The organism is Ottowia thiooxydans (assembly GCF_040548795.1).
GTDB classification, from domain to species: domain Bacteria; phylum Pseudomonadota; class Gammaproteobacteria; order Burkholderiales; family Burkholderiaceae_C; genus Ottowia; species Ottowia thiooxydans_A.
Genome location: NZ_JBEPSH010000006.1, coordinates 138,765 through 156,214 on the forward strand (window position 1 = coordinate 138,765; position 17,450 = coordinate 156,214).

General features: G+C 60.6%; 16 protein-coding genes. 10 read left to right on the top strand and 6 right to left on the bottom strand.

What is annotated here, in order from left to right; genetic code table 11:
* Positions 1-53 precede the first annotated feature (53 nt).
* The 10 genes from ABIE13_RS15460 (at position 54) to ABIE13_RS15505 (ending at position 10,272) form a co-directional block, all read left to right on the top strand.
* Positions 54-1,073 (top strand): sulfate ABC transporter substrate-binding protein, encoded by a 1,020-nt coding sequence (locus tag ABIE13_RS15460; RefSeq protein ID WP_354444979.1) that lies wholly within the window; start codon positions 54-56, stop codon positions 1,071-1,073.
* 140 nt (positions 1,074-1,213) lie between these two features.
* Positions 1,214-1,678 carry a rhodanese-like domain-containing protein gene (locus tag ABIE13_RS15465; protein ID WP_354444980.1) on the top strand — a complete coding sequence of 155 codons (465 nt, stop codon included), beginning with the start codon at positions 1,214-1,216 and terminating at the stop codon, positions 1,676-1,678.
* Positions 1,679-1,680: 2 nt separating this feature from the next.
* Complete coding sequence (gene epsC, locus ABIE13_RS15470) at positions 1,681-2,625, top strand: serine O-acetyltransferase EpsC (protein ID WP_354444982.1); 945 nt, start codon at positions 1,681-1,683, stop codon at positions 2,623-2,625.
* A gap of 37 nt (positions 2,626-2,662) precedes the next feature.
* Positions 2,663-3,601 carry a family 2A encapsulin nanocompartment shell protein gene (locus tag ABIE13_RS15475; RefSeq protein ID WP_354444984.1) on the top strand — a complete coding sequence of 313 codons (939 nt, stop codon included), beginning with the start codon at positions 2,663-2,665 and terminating at the stop codon, positions 3,599-3,601.
* A 9-nt stretch (positions 3,602-3,610) separates the two neighbouring features.
* Complete coding sequence (locus tag ABIE13_RS15480; protein ID WP_354444986.1) at positions 3,611-5,521, top strand: family 2A encapsulin nanocompartment cargo protein cysteine desulfurase; 1,911 nt, start codon at positions 3,611-3,613, stop codon at positions 5,519-5,521.
* Between the two features lie 85 nt (positions 5,522-5,606).
* The gene (locus ABIE13_RS15485) at positions 5,607-6,167 is read left to right on the top strand and encodes an RBBP9/YdeN family alpha/beta hydrolase (protein WP_354444988.1); all 561 of its coding nucleotides are present in this window, start codon (positions 5,607-5,609) and stop codon (positions 6,165-6,167) included.
* A gap of 92 nt (positions 6,168-6,259) precedes the next feature.
* Positions 6,260-7,252 carry a sulfate ABC transporter substrate-binding protein gene (locus ABIE13_RS15490; protein ID WP_354444990.1) on the top strand — a complete coding sequence of 331 codons (993 nt, stop codon included), beginning with the start codon at positions 6,260-6,262 and terminating at the stop codon, positions 7,250-7,252.
* Between the two features lie 142 nt (positions 7,253-7,394).
* A complete protein-coding gene (gene cysT, locus ABIE13_RS15495; RefSeq protein WP_354444992.1) occupies positions 7,395-8,258 on the top strand; it encodes a sulfate ABC transporter permease subunit CysT in 864 nt (287 codons plus the stop codon).
* Complete coding sequence (gene cysW / locus ABIE13_RS15500; RefSeq protein ID WP_354444994.1) at positions 8,255-9,187, top strand: sulfate ABC transporter permease subunit CysW; 933 nt, start codon at positions 8,255-8,257, stop codon at positions 9,185-9,187. Before cysT ends, cysW begins: the two co-directional genes overlap by 4 nt.
* The gene (locus tag ABIE13_RS15505) at positions 9,184-10,272 is read left to right on the top strand and encodes a sulfate/molybdate ABC transporter ATP-binding protein (protein WP_354444996.1); all 1,089 of its coding nucleotides are present in this window, start codon (positions 9,184-9,186) and stop codon (positions 10,270-10,272) included. The genes cysW and ABIE13_RS15505 overlap by 4 nt, the downstream gene beginning before the upstream one ends.
* Positions 10,273-10,899: 627 nt before the next feature.
* Here the strand turns inward: ABIE13_RS15505 and leuD are convergent.
* The 6 genes from leuD to ABIE13_RS15535 all read right to left on the bottom strand — a co-directional run bounded on the left by leuD (position 10,900) and on the right by ABIE13_RS15535 (position 17,419).
* On the bottom strand, positions 10,900-11,523 hold the full coding sequence (gene leuD, locus ABIE13_RS15510) for a 3-isopropylmalate dehydratase small subunit (RefSeq protein WP_354444998.1): 624 nt from the start codon (positions 11,521-11,523) through the stop codon (positions 10,900-10,902).
* Positions 11,520-12,932 (bottom strand): 3-isopropylmalate dehydratase large subunit, encoded by a 1,413-nt coding sequence (locus ABIE13_RS15515; protein ID WP_354445000.1) that lies wholly within the window; start codon positions 12,930-12,932, stop codon positions 11,520-11,522. Before ABIE13_RS15515 ends, leuD begins: the two co-directional genes overlap by 4 nt.
* Entirely contained in the window at positions 12,929-14,122 is a 1,194-nt protein-coding gene (locus tag ABIE13_RS15520) for a CaiB/BaiF CoA transferase family protein (RefSeq protein ID WP_354445002.1), read from the bottom strand. Before ABIE13_RS15520 ends, ABIE13_RS15515 begins: the two co-directional genes overlap by 4 nt.
* A complete protein-coding gene (locus ABIE13_RS15525; RefSeq protein WP_354445004.1) occupies positions 14,119-15,045 on the bottom strand; it encodes a hydroxymethylglutaryl-CoA lyase in 927 nt (308 codons plus the stop codon). The genes ABIE13_RS15520 and ABIE13_RS15525 overlap by 4 nt, the downstream gene beginning before the upstream one ends.
* 92 nt (positions 15,046-15,137) lie before the next feature.
* Positions 15,138-16,337 carry an FAD-dependent oxidoreductase gene (locus ABIE13_RS15530; RefSeq protein ID WP_354445006.1) on the bottom strand — a complete coding sequence of 400 codons (1,200 nt, stop codon included), beginning with the start codon at positions 16,335-16,337 and terminating at the stop codon, positions 15,138-15,140.
* Between the two features lie 314 nt (positions 16,338-16,651).
* Entirely contained in the window at positions 16,652-17,419 is a 768-nt protein-coding gene (locus ABIE13_RS15535) for a maleate cis-trans isomerase family protein (RefSeq protein WP_354445008.1), read from the bottom strand.
* Positions 17,420-17,450: the final 31 nt, after the last annotated feature.

Below are 17,450 nucleotides of genomic sequence, written 5' to 3' on the forward strand. Positions count from 1 at the left end.
GGTTGGCGAACAAAGATCTGGGCCTGGCTCGCACATATCTTCAAGGAACCCGCATGTCATTCGCAACCTCTCGCCGCCTGGCTCTGGCCGGCCTATTCGCCTTGGCAACGACGCCGTATGCGCTTGCGCAGCAGCCGGCCACGGTCACCCTGCTCAACGTCAGCTACGACCCGACTCGCGAGCTGTATGTCGAGTTCAACAAGGCCTTCGCAGCGCATTGGAAGGCGCAAAACGGCCAAAACGTGGTGATCAAGCAATCCCACGGGGGCTCTGGCAAGCAAGCCCGGTCGATCATTGACGGCCTGGAAGCGGACGTCGCCACCCTGGGGCTGGCACCGGACATCAACGCCTTGGTCAAGAACGGCGGATGGGTCGCTGCGGATTGGCAAAAGCGCCTGCCGCACAACGCAGCCCCTTACACCTCCACCATTGTGTTCCTGGTCAAAAAAGGGAACCCAAAAGGCGTGAAGGATTGGAACGATCTGATCAAGCCTGGCGTGGCGGTCATCACGCCCAATCCCAAGACTTCCGCGGGCGCACAGTGGAATTATCTGGCGGCCTGGGAATACGGTAAACGCAAATTCGGCGGCGACGAGCAGGCCAAGTCTTTCGTGCAAAAGGTCTATAGCAACGTCCCAGTGCTGGACACTGGCGCTCGTGGTTCCACCATCACCTTTGCCCAACGAAACGTGGGCGATGTCTTGCTGGCCTGGGAGAACGAAGCCTTCCTGGTTCTCAAGGAATTCGGTGCCGATAAGTTCGAGATCGTTGTGCCTTCGGTGAGTATCGTGGCCGAACCCACTGTCGCCGTGGTGGACAAGAATGTTGACAAGCACGGGACCCGGGCAGTGGCTGAAGCCTACCTGAAGTATCTCTACACAGAAGACGGCCAGGACATTGCGGGCAAGCACTTCTACCGCCCCGCAGTTTCCGACAAGGCCAAGGCCAAGTACGCCCCTCAGTTCCCGAAACTGACCTTGTTCACCATTGACCAGGCCTTTGGCGGCTGGAGCAACGCCGGCAAGCATTTTGCCGACGGTGGCAGCTTCGACCAGATCTACACGCAGAAGTGATGCATCCCGAGCCTCCTCGCCGAATCACCCGCCTGGAGATGGCCACGTACATCGTGCTGGCCATTGTCATGTTGGTTGCGGGTGTGCTGGCCGGCTGATCAGCCAAGCACCTACCCCGAGCCATTTCCAAGAGATATCTCATGAGCTTTGAAGTGACGACCCCCGCCCTGGAAGCCCTCCAAGACATCGAACACCAAGCCGCTGACAAGGGCCTGCCCTATCACGGCCAAGTGCCTCCATCTCTGGCGTGGCAACTCTTTGAGGATGGCGACGCCCTGATTGTCGACGTGCGCACCGCTGAGGAACGCAAATTCGTTGGCCATGTGCCAGGCAGCCTTCATGTGGCCTGGGCCACTGGTACCGCGCTCACGCGAAATCCACGATTTGCCCGCGAACTGGAGGCCAAGACGGGCAAGGATGCCGTCGTGCTGCTCCTGTGCCGCAGTGGCAAGCGCTCGGCCCTGGCAGCTGAAATAGCTGCCAAGGCGGGCTTTACCCGCGTGTTCAACGTGCTGGAAGGCTTTGAGGGCGAACTGGATTCTCAGCAACAGCGTGGCCATGCGGATGGATGGCGATTCCGCCGCCTGCCCTGGGTGCAAGACTGAAAATGACCCAAACCACTCTCACCGAATCGCCCGGCACATTGGATGTCGGTGCCATCGTCAACGAATTGCGCAACGCTCGCGTGGAATGGCGGCTGGCACGTGGCCGCTCACTGGAGCCGCGCGGGCGCGACCTGCCTTCCCGGGAGGTATTGCGCGAGCTGACGACCGAGCTTCACGGGCTTCTCTTCCCCATGCGGCTTGGCCCGCCTGATCTGCGCCAGGAGGCGGAGGACTTCTACGTGGGCTCCACCCTCGACAAGGTAGTGCACACGCTGGCCAGCCAGATACGGCTGGAGCTCCACCACTCCGCACGGCATGCCCACCTGTCGCCACGCGAGATAGACGACCGCGCAGACCACATCGTGCGCCAGTTTGCCTGGTCACTGCCCGGAACCCGGCGCCTGCTGGACACCGACGTCCTGGCGGCCTACCACGGTGATCCGGCGGCGCACAGTGTGGACGAAGTACTGCTGTGCTACCCCGGTGTGCACGCCATCATCAACCACCGGCTGGCGCACACCCTGCACGGGCTTGGCGCCACCATGCTGGCGCGCTTGATTGCGGAGCTGTCGCACGGTGCCACGGGCATCGACATCCACCCTGGCGCATCGATTGGTGGATCTTTTTTCATTGACCACGGCACCGCCGTCGTGATCGGAGAGACCGCCATCATCGGCGAACGCGTGCGTATTTATCAAGGGGTCACGCTGGGCGCCAAGAGCTTCCCGCTGGACGCCACCGGCCAACTCAGAAAGGGCCTGCCCCGCCACCCCCATCTGGAAGACGACGTCGTCGTCTATGCAGGCGCGACGGTATTGGGGCGCATCACGATCGGCCGCGGCGCCACGATTGGTGGGAACGTCTGGGTGACCCATGACGTGCCTGCAGGCACACACCTCACCCAGGCGAATTCACGCCATGCCGAAGCAGAGCTGACCGCTTCCTAACACCAAAAAAAATTTCTCACCTTTCGGAGTTTCAAGAATGAGCGCAACTGTTGGCGGTACCACCGCCCTTGGCGACAACGCCGCCCGGCAATTAGCCAATGCCACCAAGACCGTCCCCCAGCTTTCGACGATTTCGCCGCGCTGGCTGACGCACCTGCTGCAGTGGACGCCCGTGGAAGCCGGCATCTACCGTCTGAACAAGGTGAAAAATCCGGAAGACATCCGGGTGACCTGCACTGCCAAGGAAAGCGAAAACCAGCTTCCCCGCACCTACGTCGACTATGAAGAGCAGCCGCGCGAATACTTCCTGAACGCCGTCAGCACGGTACTGGACGTCCACACCCGCGTGTCTGACCTCTACAGCAGCCCGCACGATCAGATCAAAGAACAGTTGCGCCTGACCATTGAAACCATCAAGGAAAACCAGGAAAGCGAACTCATCAACAACCCCGACTACGGCCTCCTGGCCCAGGTGACAGACGAGCAGCGCATCTTCCCCTTGAGCGGTGCGCCAACGCCGGATGACCTGGACGAACTGCTGACCAAGGTCTGGAAAGAACCTGCTTTCTTTTTGGCTCACCCGCTGACCATCGCTGCCTTCGGCCGCGAAGCCACTCGCCGCGGTACGCCCCCGCCCACCGTGAGCCTGTTCGGTTCGCAGTTCATAACTTGGCGCGGCGTTCCCCTGATTCCTTCAGACAAAGTACCTGTGGCCGACGGCAAAAGCAAGATCCTGCTGCTGCGCGTAGGCGATAAGCGCCAGGGCGTCGTGGGCCTCTATCAGCCCGGCTTGCCCGGCGAGCAAGGGCCAGGCCTGTCGGTGCGCTTCATGGGCATCAACAACCACGCCATCGCTTCATACTTGATATCGCTGTATTGCTCGCTGGCCGTCCTCACGCCCGATGCATTGGCCGTGCTGGACGACGTGGAGATCAACCGCTACCACGACTATTCAGCGCTCGACACCTACAAGTAAGACGTCGGCATGACCGCAGTAACTCCCGTCGTTCCCGGCGACTTTGAGGCGCCGATCGACCCGGCGGCGCTGGCGCGCATGGCCAGCGCTTTGTTCTCGGCGTTGCCAGGGCAGGTCCCAGGCGCGCAAGCGCCGGTGAACCTGGCACCGCCCGGATCACCACTGGCCAGCCCTGCTGGCCTAGGACCCAGCGTCCCCGGCACGCCCATTCCGCAAGGTCAAGTGCCTGGCACCAATCTGATCCCGGCGTCGCCCACGCCAGTGCTCTCACTGGCCAACCGCATACCCGCGCTGGCGCCGCATGCGCCGGCTGGCAATGGCGTTCCAGACAACGTATTTGCACCCGCCCCAGGTTACGAACCAAGATTCGGCGGCCAGGCGCTGGCCGTACCGCCAGCCCATTCGGGGGAGCCCTACTACTTCCTGGCCAACGGCCACCCCTCCCCTGGCGGTGCCCCCCAACCTGCGGGCATCTCAGATCCGCTGGATGGATTGGCGCAATTGCCTTTTGCGACTCCCGAGCCACCGCGCGCTGTGCCCACTGTTCCCGCCGCGGCGCAACCAGTGACCACGCCATCGGCAGAGCCGCGTTTTTACTTCGTGGATGCAGTCGTGCTGCCCAGCGGCTACACCACGCCTGCCACACCTGGAGCACGGGGGGATGCACGTGACCAGCACCTGGGCAAGCAAGAGCGCCATCCGGCATTCGACGTTCACGCTGTACGGCGCGACTTTCCCATCCTTTCAGAACGTGTCAACGGCCACCCGTTGGCCTGGCTGGACAACGCCGCCACTACGCAGAAGCCCCGCTCTGTGATCGAACGGCTTTCGTACTTCTACGAGCACGAAAATTCGAACATCCACCGCGCGGCCCACGAACTTGCTGCCCGCGCGACCGACGCCTATGAAGCTGCTCGCGAAAAAGTTCGCGGCTTTCTGAATGCGCCGGACGTGAACGAAGTCATCTTCGTGCGCGGCACCACCGAAGCCATCAATCTGGTGGCCAAAAGCTGGGGTTGGCAACACATAGGCGAAGGCGACGAGATCATCGTCAGCCATCTGGAGCACCACGCCAACATCGTGCCGTGGCAACAACTGGCGTCCGCCAAAGGCGCCAGGTTGCGCGTGATTCCCGTGGACGACAACGGCCAGGTGCTGCTGGACGAATACCAGAAGCTGCTGAACGACCGCACCAAGCTCGTCTCTGTCACCCAGGTCTCGAACGCACTCGGCACCGTCGTGCCCGTCAAGCAGATCGTGGAGCTGGCTCACCGCGCGGGGGCCAAGGCCCTGGTGGACGGCGCACAATCGGTCTCGCACATGCGGGTGGATGTCCAGGACATCGGCGCAGACTTCTTCGTTTTTTCCGGCCACAAGATTTTCGGCCCCACCGGCATCGGTGCGCTCTGGGGTAAGCGGGAGGTGCTGGAGAGCATGCCCCCCTGGCAAGGCGGCGGCAACATGATTGCCGACGTCACGTTCGAAAAAACGGTGTTCCAACCCTTGCCCAATACCTTCGAAGCCGGCACTGGAAACATCGCCGACGCCGTGGGACTGGGCGCCGCCATCGACTATGTGCAACGCCTGGGTATGGAAAACATCGGCCGCTACGAGCATGAGCTGCTCGTCTACGGCCAGGACCGTCTGCGCGAAATCCCGGATGTGCGCCTGATTGGCACGGCACCTGACAAAGCCAGTGTGATGTCATTCGTCCTTGCTGGCTACACCACGGAAGAAGTGGGCCGCGCCCTCAACAAGGAAGGTATCGCCGTGCGTACCGGCCACCACTGTGCGCAGCCCATCTTGCGCCGCTTCGGGGTTGAGACGACGGTACGGCCTTCGCTCGCGTTCTACAACACCACCGAGGAGATTGACCGGCTGGTGTCCGTGGTGCGCCGCCTGGCCAGCTCAAGCAGGTGAGCGCCGAACCTGGCAGGTGAACAGCACATAAGCAAACTACTACTTCTTCGTTGGCCTGTGCTGGGCATGGGCAGAAAATTGGCCCATGCCCTACCCTACCGTCCTCATCGTGCCCGGCTGGCACAACTCCGGTCCCAGGCACTGGCAAAGCCTTTGGCACCAATGCCTGCCGCGATCTGTTCGTGTGGAACAGGCAGACTGGCGCCACCCTCTACGCAAACCGTGGGTGGAGCGCCTGGTCCAAACCATTGAACAAACTGAAGGCCCGCTCCTGATCGCTGCGCACAGCCTGGGATGCATCACCACCGCACACCTTCCGGCTTCAGCCCAGACACGCATCCATGGCGCGCTGCTGGTGGCGCCTGCAGACCCGGAAAACCGCAGCGCACTGGCTGATTTCGCACCTGTGCCACGCAAACGGCTGCAATTTCCCAGCATTGTGGTGGGCAGCTCGAACGACCCCTATTGTCCGGTCGCGCAAACCAGCCACTACGCCAAGGCCTGGGGCAGCCGCCTTGTGCTGCTGGACAAATCCGGCCATATCAATGTGGAGTCAGGACACGGGGACTGGCCTTTCGGGCTGACCTTGCTCAAAACCTTGGGAGCCGAGCCTCCTTTGCGCCAAGCCGCTTCATTCTTTATATGAATTTCGAATAAGAACACAAAAACAAAGTCGTTTGAATTAGAAGGGCCGACTCTGACAATTCGTCATCGTTGTCTCATTACCTTTCCAATTCCATGAAAACGACTCTAAAACTGACTCTGGGCGCCATCGGCTTCAGCCTGGCTTCGCTGGCCTCCGCTCAGACGCTGCTCAACGTTTCCTACGATGTGGCGCGAGAGTTCTACAAGGACATCAACCCCGCTTTCATCGCGCACTATAAAAAAACCACAGGCAAAGATCTCAAGATCGACCAGTCGCATGCTGGCTCCAGCGCTCAGGCGCGTGCCGTGGCAGACGGCCTGGAGGCCGATGTGGTGACCTTCAACACCACCACCGACATTGACTTCCTGGCAGACAAAGGTGTGGTCGCCAAGGACTGGCGCACCAAGTTTCCAAACGGAGCTGCCCCGACGACATCCACCATGCTGTTCCTGGTGCGCAATGGCAACCCCAAGGGCATCAAGGACTGGGACGATCTGATCAAACCCGGCGTACAAGTGGTGGTGGTCAACCCTAAAACCGGAGGCAATGGCCGCCTGGCCTACCTGGCTGCCTGGGGCCAGGTCCGTGCCAAGGGGGGCACTGACGCACAAGCACTGGACTACGTCACGCGGCTGTACAAGAACGTGCCTGTGCTGGCACGTGGTGGGCGCGATGCCACTGGCGTGTTCCTGCAGCGCAATATCGGCGACGTATTGATCACCTTTGAATCCGAAGTGGTTTCAGTGGACAAGGAATTTGGCGTCGGCAAAGTCGATGCCATTCACCCCAGCGCCAGCGTGATCGCTGAGAACCCAGTAGCCGTCGTCGAACGCACGGTCAACAAGAAAGGCACGGCTGCGGAAGCCAAGGCTTACCTTGATTTCCTCTACACGCCAGAAGCGCAGGAAATCGCAGCCAAGCACAACATCCGTCCTCGCAACGAAGCCGTCCTCAAGAAGAATCCACAGTTCAAGCCAATCAAGCTGTTCACCGTGGACCAGTACTTCGGCTCGCTCGGCGAAGCCCAAAAGGTGCACTTCAACGACGGCGGCCAGTTCGACAAGCTCTACACGCCCGGCAAGTGATGAACGGATGACCGCGCCGACGCGCGGCCTGGTTGAGTAACGGTGACAGCGGCCCGGTAGCGGCCGCTGCCTGCTGCCAAAACGCCAAGGTGCCCAGACGGCTAGCAGCCGTCGTTCGCCCCCACATACACAAGACAACCCCATGTCCTCCACTGCCACCCTTGCAGCGCCTCGTCCCCGAGCCGTGCGGCGCGTGCTGCCCGGCTTTAACCTGACCTTGGGTTACACCCTGCTGTACCTGAGCCTGATCGTATTGATACCGTTGTCCGCACTGGTCTTCAAGACCTTGACGATGACCTGGGCCGAATTCTGGACAGCCATCTCGGCGCCACGCGTCGTGGCTTCGTACAAACTGACTTTTGGCGCATCGTTTCTGGCCGCCTCCATCAACGCGGTCGCTGGCCTGTTGATCGCATGGGTGCTCGTGCGCTATGAATTTCCAGGCAAGAAGATCGCCGATGCGCTGGTAGATCTTCCGTTTGCCCTGCCCACCGCCGTGGCCGGTATTGCCCTGACAGCCATCCTGGCAGGCAACGGCTGGATCGGCCAGTACCTGGAGCCGATGGGCATACAGCTGGCATTCAAGCCCGGGGGCATCGTGGTGGCGCTCATCTTCATTGGCCTGCCTTTCGTTGTACGCACTGTGCAGCCCGTGCTGGAAGACACTGAAAAAGAGCTTGAGGAAGCCGCTGCCTGCCTGGGCGCCAACCGCTGGCAAACCTTCTGGCGCGTGATCTTCCCCGCCATCGCACCGGCCCTGCTGACAGGGTTTGCCATGGCCTTCGCCCGCGCTGTCGGTGAATACGGCTCCGTCATTTTCATCGCGGGCAATATGCCCATGATCTCTGAGATCACGCCGCTCATCATCATCGGCAAGCTGGAGCAGTACGACTACGCAGGCGCTACCGCCGTCGCATCGGTGATGCTGCTGATCTCCTTCGTCTTGCTTCTGATCATCAACGGACTGCAAGCCTGGGGTCGGCGCCGCTACGGGAGCACATCATGAGCATTGCAAAAAGAGTTCGCACCACCGAAACACCGGCAGTGCGCTGGTTGCTCACAGCCCTCGCGCTGGGCTTTATGGCCCTGTTCCTGGTGCTCCCTCTGGTCACGGTTTTCATTGAGGCGCTCGGCAAGGGGTGGGACGCGTATGGTGCAGCGCTGATGGAACCTGACGCCTGGGCGGCCATGCGCCTGACGCTGCTGACCGCTGCCATCGCTGTTCCAGTGAATCTGGTGTTCGGCGTGGCCGCCGCCTGGTGCATAGCCAAGTTCGAGTTTCGCGGCAAGTCCTTTCTCACCACATTGATCGACCTGCCCTTCTCGGTTTCGCCCGTGGTGGCGGGCCTTATCTACGTACTGGTGTTCGGAGCCCAGGGGTGGTTCGGGCCCTGGTTGGCAGAGCACAACATCAAGATCATGTTTGCCGTGCCTGGCATCATCCTGGCGACTATCTTTGTCACCTTTCCTTTCATCGCCCGCGAACTCATCCCGTTGATGCAGGCTCAAGGCAGCGATGAAGAGCAGGCGGCTCAGGTCCTGGGCGCCAATGGCTGGCAGACCTTCTGGTACGTGACCCTGCCCAACATCAAATGGGGCTTGATCTACGGCGTGATTCTGTGCAATGCGCGTGCCATGGGTGAATTCGGAGCGGTGTCTGTGGTCAGTGGACATATCCGCGGACAGACCAACACCATGCCACTGCACGTGGAGATTCTCTACAACGAATACCAAGGCCAGGCTGCCTTTGCCGTCGCCTCCTTGCTGGCACTGCTGGCTATCGTCACGCTGGCCGTCAAGAGCCTGGTGGAGTGGCAACATGCACGCTCATTGCGGGCCACCACAGATTTGCCGCCAGAGCCCATCTCCATCCATCAGCCTTCTTCACCTGATAGTCAAGTCCGGACCGCGTCGGTCGCGAAAGCAACATCATGAGTATCGAAATCCGCAATGTCTCCAAGCAATTCGGCTCCTTTCAGGCGCTGGGTGATGTCAGCCTGAACATCGATTCTGGTGAGCTGGTGGCGCTACTGGGCCCATCAGGCTGCGGCAAGACCACGCTGCTGCGCATCATCGCGGGCCTGGAGTCCAGTGATCAAGGCAGCATTCTGTTCAACGGCGAAGACACCACAGATGTTCATGTAAGAGAACGCGGCGTAGGTTTCGTGTTCCAGCACTACGCTCTGTTTCGTCACATGACGGTGGCGGACAACGTGGCTTTTGGTCTGCGCGTGAAGCCGCGCAGCGAGCGTCCAAGTGAAGCCAAGATCAAGGCCAAGGTGCATGAGCTGCTGAGCCTGGTTCAGCTCGACTGGCTGGCCGACCGCTACCCTTCACAGCTCTCAGGCGGTCAGCGGCAACGCATTGCCTTGGCCCGCGCCTTGGCTGTGGAACCCAAGGTTCTGCTGCTGGACGAGCCCTTCGGTGCGCTAGACGCCAAGGTCCGCAAGGAACTGCGCCGCTGGCTTCGGCGCCTGCACGACGAGTTGCACGTGACCAGCATTTTCGTCACGCACGACCAGGAAGAAGCGCTTGAAGTAGCCGACCGCGTGGTGGTAATGAACAAGGGCGCCATTGAGCAAGTGGGCACGCCGCAGGAAGTGTGGGAAAGCCCCGCCACGCCCTTCGTCTATGGATTCCTCGGCGACGTCAACCTGTTTCACGGCCGCGCCTCAGGTGGTCAGATGCAGGTGGGTGACTGGCGTATTGCAGCGCCTGAGCATGCCAGCGCGATGGATGCGGAAGCCATGGCTTTTGTGCGCCCGAGCGATCTATCGGTCACGCCCTATACAGCCGGCGCAACGGGTCTGGTGGCCAAGCTGGACCGCGCCCTGGTGATTGGGCCACAGGCACGGCTGGAACTGACACCGCGTGATCAGCCAAGTCACATTCTGGAAGCGCATCTGTCGGCTGAGGAGTATCGTCGGCTGGGGATCAAGGAGGGGGATATTGTTAGTGTTTCGCCTAACAAGGCGAGGGTGTTTTTGGAAGTGGCGGATGATCCGGCAGTGATGATTTGAGTTGTCGGATTGAAGGTTCGCGGCGCTCGATCCGCGATGTGTCGGTGAGGTGGCAGTGCGGTTTAACTCCTTCTCCCTTTGGGAGGGGTTGGGGCCGGCCAACCGGTACGGGCAAGTGGCGGTTGATTGGTCGCTGGGGTTACTAATTACCTTCTGCTCTTCACTTCAGGTCGGAGGCCGGGGAGTGCGCCCGGCAGCGCACCTACTTCTTCTTTGCTCCGCCAAAGAAAAGTAGGCAAAAGAAAGGCGGCCCCACTGTCCGCGTCCCTTCGCTTCGCTCCGGGCAACCTGCGCTGCTCGTGCGAGGGGCAGTGTCGCAGAAACTCCCTGCGTTCACTTCGCTCACTTCGGTCAAACAACTGCGACAAGCTAGATCTTGAAGCAAGAGCATCTTGCAGTGCTCTTGCCCGCCCCTCGCACTGCGCTGCTCAGCACGGCCAAAGGGGTGGGAAGCCTGATTCGGGCCATTGCTTCGCTCGGCCCTCGAATAATCAGTCGCTGGCGCGAGGATGTTGTCCCGTCTCCAGCATGCGGGAGAGGGAGTGAAATCCACCGCCGGTTGACCGGCCCCGCCCCATAGGAAGAGGGAGCCGGACTCAATCAGAAGCCGTTGAACCCATTCAACATCTAAGAATACATCCAAGGCATCCGTCCCCTATCCCCCACCTCAAACTCCTCAATCCTCCCCACATACTCCTGCAACGTCCTGCTGATCGGATCCAGCCCCGAGAGCAGCTGCTCTCGCTCTTCATCCCCCAGCGTGATGGCATGCACAATCCCATCAGGCCCCTTCAGCTCCCGTCGATTCAAATCCAGCGCAACCTGTCTGGCCTGCGGATCAGGCGACACAGCATCTGCCAGCGCCTTGACCTCAGGCTCAGGCAACACCACGGGCAAGATGCCATTGCGAATGCAGTTCGCAAAGAAAATGGCACCAAAGCTGGGCGCTACGATGGCCCGAATACCCCACTCGGCCAGCGCCCAGGCCGCATGCTCTCGAGACGATCCGCATCCAAAATTCGGGCCTGCCAGCAGCACCGTCGTGCCGCGCTGGTTCGGCCAATTCAAGACGAAATCCGGATCCGGCTCGCGCGCAGCGACATCGCGATAGCGCCAGTTGGCGAAGAGGCCTTCAGCGAGTCCATCTTTGCCTACCGTCTTGATCTCACGCGAAGGAATGATGGCGTCGGTATCAATGCTGGGCTTCAGCAGGGCAGCAGCAACCCCGGTGTGTTGGCTGAAAGGCTTCATGGCTCGCCCCTCAGGAAAGGCCGCGGATCAGCGATGTGCCCACTCAAAGCGGAAGCAGCGACCGTCACAGGGCTTGCCAGATGGGTTCTTGTCTGCGGGCCTTGCCGGCCTTCAAAATTTCGATTGGTGGTGCTGATCACGCGCTCGGCCACGCCGAAACTCTCGCCGCCCGAGAAAAAGCACATCGAACAACCTGACTCTCGCCATTCAAATCCGGCGTCCTTGAAGACATGGTCCAGCCCCAAAGCCTCAGCCTCCCGCTTGACACTGGTAGAGCCCGGAACACAGATCGCACGAATGTGAGGCGCCACACGCCTGCCGCGAAGAACATCTGCAGCCGCTTGCAAATCTGACAGCCGGCCATTGGTGCATGAGCCGATGAACGCCGCCTGAATCGGCATATCGGCCAGCTTGTCACCGGGGTGGACGTCCATGTAGGCCAGGGCTCGTTCGGCGGATTGCGTGGCACCAGGAACCACACCATCAACGCCACACGCGTGCTGAGGGCTCGTTCCCCACGTCACCATGGGCGCCAGATCCGAAACGTCCATATGCAACTCGACGTCGAAGCTCGCACCCTCATCACTTTTCAGGTTCCTCCACGACGCCATGGCCTCATCCCATTGCGCACCCGATGGCGCGAAAGGACGCCCCTGCAGCGTGCTGAACACTTTTTCGTCAGGCGCTATCAAAGCGGTGAAGGCCGAAAACTCCACCGCCATATTGCAAATCGTCTGGCGCGCTTCGATGGACATGTCGCGAATCACAGGGCCATCGAACTCCACCACACAACGCTGGGCCCCATCCGCACCATGGCGTGCAATCAGCGCCAGCGCCAGGTCCTTGGCACCCACGCCTTGCGCCAGGCGCCCAGTGAAGGTGACGCGCATGGAGCGCGGCTTGCGAACACGCAGTGTTCGTGTGGCCAAGGCGTGTTCTGCCTCGGACGAACCAATTCCCCACGCCAATGCTCCAAAGGCACCTTGCGTGCAGGTGTGACTGTCAGGGCACACCAAGGTGATGCCCGGCAAGACAATACCTTGCTCGGGAGAGATCACGTGAACAATGCCCTGGCGTGGGTCATTGATGTCGAAGAAATGAATGCCCGACTTCCGGGATTCATCGCGGGTGACGCGAATGAAGTCCACCCCACCTGGCATCAAGGTGGTGTCTTCTGTGCGCCCTGGCCGCGTGTCTGCAATATGGTCTATGGTGGCAAACACCTGCTGCCGGTTTCTTACAGGCAATTGCCGCTCTGCGAGCGAACGCAAAGCCACACCGCCCATGCGTTCGTGCAACATCACGCGGTCAATATGCATCAAAGCCAGGCTGCCATCCGCGTTGAGATCTTCAACGCGGCGCTGTGCCCAGATTTTCTCGAACAGCGATTGCGGGGCCGTGACAGTCATGGCGCCTCTATCCGCAACACACCCGCCTCCTGCATGGCCTGTATCTGCTCCTTGGAAAAACCAGCGGCCAGCAGCACCTGGGCGCCACCTTCACCAATGCCTGGCAGATCGCGGCGCACGCCCAGACGCTGATGTCCCATCTCGATGGGAAGCGCAGGCAAGCTGGCCCGTTCACCACTTGGCAGCGTGACATCCACCAGGCCGCCCGCGTTCAGATGCGGATCATTGATCAGGTCTTCGGGCTTGGCCACAGGAGCAAACGGCAAGCCAATGCTCTCGAGCTTCTCCATCAGAGCGTCCCGTTCAAACGTACCCAATCGCTCACGCAGCGTCGACATGTAGCGATCTTTCTGCCGAACGCGATCATTGTTTTTCTGCAGGGTGGGATCGGCACCCAGCTCATCGAGACCAAATGCCGTGCAAAAGCCTCGCCACTGCGTATCGGTGACGACAGCGACGAACACTTTGCTCTGGTCTTTGGTGTCAAAGATGTCATAGACCGCCCACGCTGACTGGCGTTGCGTCATGGGCGGCGCGGGCTTGCCGGTGACGGCGAACTGCGCCATGTGCTGTCCGACCAGGAAGGCCGTGGTTTCATACAAGGCCGTGGTCACCAACTGGCCCTGACCGGTGCGGTGGCGCTGCTCCAGCGCTGCCATGATGCCGATGACGCCGAACATCCCGCCCATGACGTCAATCACAGACGCGCCTGCGCGCATGGGCTTGTCGGGCAAGCCGGTCATATAGGCCAGGCCGCCCATCATCTGAGCCACCTCATCCAGCGCCGTGCGGTGCGCATAGGGGCCGCTCAAGAAGCCTTTGCCGGAACAGTAAATGACCCCGGGGTTGGTGGCAGAGATAGCTTGGTATCCCAGACCGAGCGCATCCATGGCACCTGGCCGGAAGTTCTCAAGAACAATATCGGCTTTCTGCAGCAAACGCTGGGCAGCATCGCGCCCTGCCTCGGACTTGACGTCCAGGGCCAGACTGGCCTTGTTGCGGTTGTACATGGGAAAGTAGCCAGCGCCTGAACCCGTTAGCCGGCGCGTATTGTCGCCTTCCAGGGGTTCGATCTTGATCACTTCGGCGCCGAGATCTGCAAGAATCAGGCCCATACTGGGGCCCATCACCATGTGGGTGAACTCAACCACCCTAAGGCCGCTCAAGGGAAGATCAGTAGCTTGGTTCATGATGCTTTGAAGTTCTTTGGAAGGCCCGCTAAAGGCACCATGCCGTAGAGCGGCTCACCAGGCAGGGCGTCACTCAGCAATTGCCGGGCGTGCATGAGTGCGTCGTAGTCAATGCCGGTAGAAAAGCCCATCGCCTCCAGCATGAACACCAGGTCTTCCGTGACGATGTTGCCACTGGCCCCAGGTGCGAATGGGCAGCCACCCAGCCCGCCCTGAGAAGCGTCAATGGTGGTCAAACCCTCATCGATAGCGGCCAGTGCATTCGCCAAGCCCAGGCCCCGCGTGTTGTGCAGGTGAATGCCCGTAAGCCGATCAGCCCCCACCCGCGCGTGCACCTTGCGAATCATGCGCCTGACTTGGGCCGGGTTGGCGTATCCGGTGGTGTCCGACAGGCCCACTTCATCGCAGCCTGCCTCAATCAGTATCTGAGCCAGGTCCATGACCTTGTCTTCCGGTACCACGCCTTCCATGGTGCAGCCAAAGGCCGTCGAGAGGCTGCCTTCCAGATGAGGCCGCTCCGCTTCAGGCAGCGTCTTCAGAAAGGCGCCAATGGCCTGGACTTCCTGGATCATCTGCTCATGGGTGCGCCTCACGTTCTTGAGGCTATGGGTTTCGCTGCAGGAAAAGGGAATGGAGATCTTGTGCGCCCCGGCCTTCACCGCGGCTTGCGCGCCTTTCAGATTGGGCACCAGAGCCGCCACGGCAAGGCCAGGCAAGGTCCTGGCGAAGCCGACCAGTTCTGCGGTGTCTGCCATCTGGGGAAGCACATGGGAGGGCACAAATGAACCCACTTCAATTTCCCGCAGCCCCGCTTTGAACAAGGCATGGATCCAGGCCTTCTTCTCCGGGGTACCCATGATCCGCTCAATGCTTTGCAAGCCATCACGCGGGCCAACTTCGCTGACGAGGATGGAAGTGCTCATGAGCACGCTCCGATGTCGATGTTTCTCAAGACAGTCTCCTGTTTTTCTACACTTCGGGAACGACGTCGATGGAACGCGTCCGCCACCAAGTTCTACTGAATGGTTTCAGACTCGCGCAAGCTGCTGATCATCGAAGTCTCGAGCAGATACTCCGTCGCCAGGGCTTCGTCTGACGCCTTGCGCTGCAGCTCAGTCAAGGAGCGCCTGCGCTTGTCCGTATCCCGCTCCTGCATGCGTGCGCGGTTGCGGCCAGACTGCTCCAGCACATGCTTGATCGCGATGGGTCGGCGTTGCCGCTCGTACAGCCCGAGCAGTTCGACACTTTCTCCGGCGTAGATCCGGTTCAGTTTGTCGGTGAGATTGAACGCGTCATGTATGCCGCCGTTCATGCCCATGCCCCCACTCGGGCTGTTGATGTGGGCTGCGTCGCCGGCCAGCACAACCCGGCCATGTACATAGCCGTTCACCACGCGTTGGTGGATCCTGTAAGGCCTGATCTCCATCACCTCATAGGGCTGGGCGGTCGGGAAAATTTCCTGAAGCTTGGACTGCACAGACGCAGGCGTGACGGCCTCCTCATCTGTTTCGCCGTCTCTTGGATACAGGCTGGCACGCCACAGATCCTTGAGCCGGAGCAAGCTGAAGGTGCCTGATTCCTTCCAGCAGTAATTGATGTACGACAGATTCGGCAGGTGATCGTGAAAGGGAAAACGTGTGGTGGCGAGCACCGTGGTTTCGGGGAAGGTGTGCCCTTCGAACGTCAGCCCCAACTGCGAACGAATCACGCTCCTGGCGCCGTCCGCGGCAATGATGTAGGCACCCGAGAATGAATGCAGTTCACCTGCCGGGTCTTGCGCCACGACTTCCACACCGTCGTCGTTCTGGGTAAAACTCTGCACCCGATGTCCGCGCAACACTTCAATGCCGGGCAGTTTGTCCCGTATGTATTCCAACTGGAACTCGGCCAGTCGCCACTGCTCACATTGCAAGCGATACGGGTGGGCGGTGTGGTCCTTCAAAACGCCAAGGTCGAACTCAGCAAACTCCCCAGTAGTGTGCCAGCGCACCTGCCAGGTAGGCGCCACGAGCCCTGCGTCAATCAAGCGTTGTGTGATGCCGAATCGGTCCAGCATGTCCAGAGTGGGCGGATGGAAAGTGGAAGCGCGCAGATCGCGCGGGACTTCGGTGTCAGCTTCCAGCACCAGGCACTCGATGCCGTAGTGGCCCAAAAGAATAGCGGCCGTGAGGCCCACAGGGCCCCCACCGACAATGATCACGCGTTGAGATTTCATCTTGATTCTTGACCTACGAGGTACGTTATCTGCACAACACCAACAATATTTCAGTAGCCTGCTCTTGAGCTTGACCTGCCCAAGGCTCGTCTGCGCATCGAAGCGCTACGCAAGGTTTGGACTGGCTCTCAGCTTTCAGCACGGTCAGTCGCGATTTTCGAGCTAAGGTGCATAAGGATCCGTTCACGCTGAGCTTGTCGAAGCGCTTCGCGAGGCTTTAACGTTTCGACTGGCTCTGGACAGGCAGCGTTCAGCCCCAACGGGGTCAGAAGCGCAAGCCCATTTCGGAACATGGAATCCACTTTCTCTTCTGCTTACCGCCGCAGAGCCTCCAGGCGTGGGCCCCAAGAATCGCCTTGAAGCCAGCTTTGAAGTGAGTACTCGCCAGGATGGACCAGTTCCACCGCCTTCCATGCCAAGCAGAACATGCAGGACAGGACGGGCACGCCCTGGCCAGAGCGGTTGGCATTGAGCATGGGCGCCAGAGTAGGCATGCCCGTACCCAGCATGACCACAGCGTCCACGCCTTTGAGCGAGCCCAGTTCCTCCAGGATCCCCCCGGCTTGTTCGGCGCTGAGGGAGTAGATGGGATGGAAGTTGGTGGCCGCGTCGTTGATGGTCGACGCGGCCTTCACCACGGTCAGCCCGTGGGACTCCCAGTAAGTGACGCTCTTTTGAGTCAATGCGTCCGGATAGGGCGTAGCCAGCGCAATGCGTTTCGCGCCCATGGCGGCCAGGCAGTCCACCAGTGCCGTGGCCGCCGTGAAGGCCGTCACGCCCCTGGCGGTGCCCAGTCTTTCCAGCAAGCGCTCTTCGTTCGCGCGCCCCGCCAGATAAGACGCGCCAGTGCACCCCAGAGCAAGCGCCTGGATCGGCGCATTGGCGAACTGGCCAGCCACCTGCTCGGCCACCTCTAGATAGTCAAGCAAGCGCTCTTCAATGGTGCCCTTGTTGCTGACAAGCCTGGCATTGATATGCGCATAGCCCGGCGGCAGCAAGATGGAGAACTCGGGCTCGACCGTCGTATTGGCCTGGGGCGTGAGCAGCCCTATCAAGCCTTTTGGCGCATATTCAACACTCATGGATTCAGCTCTTCAGTTTGGTTCTAAGGCG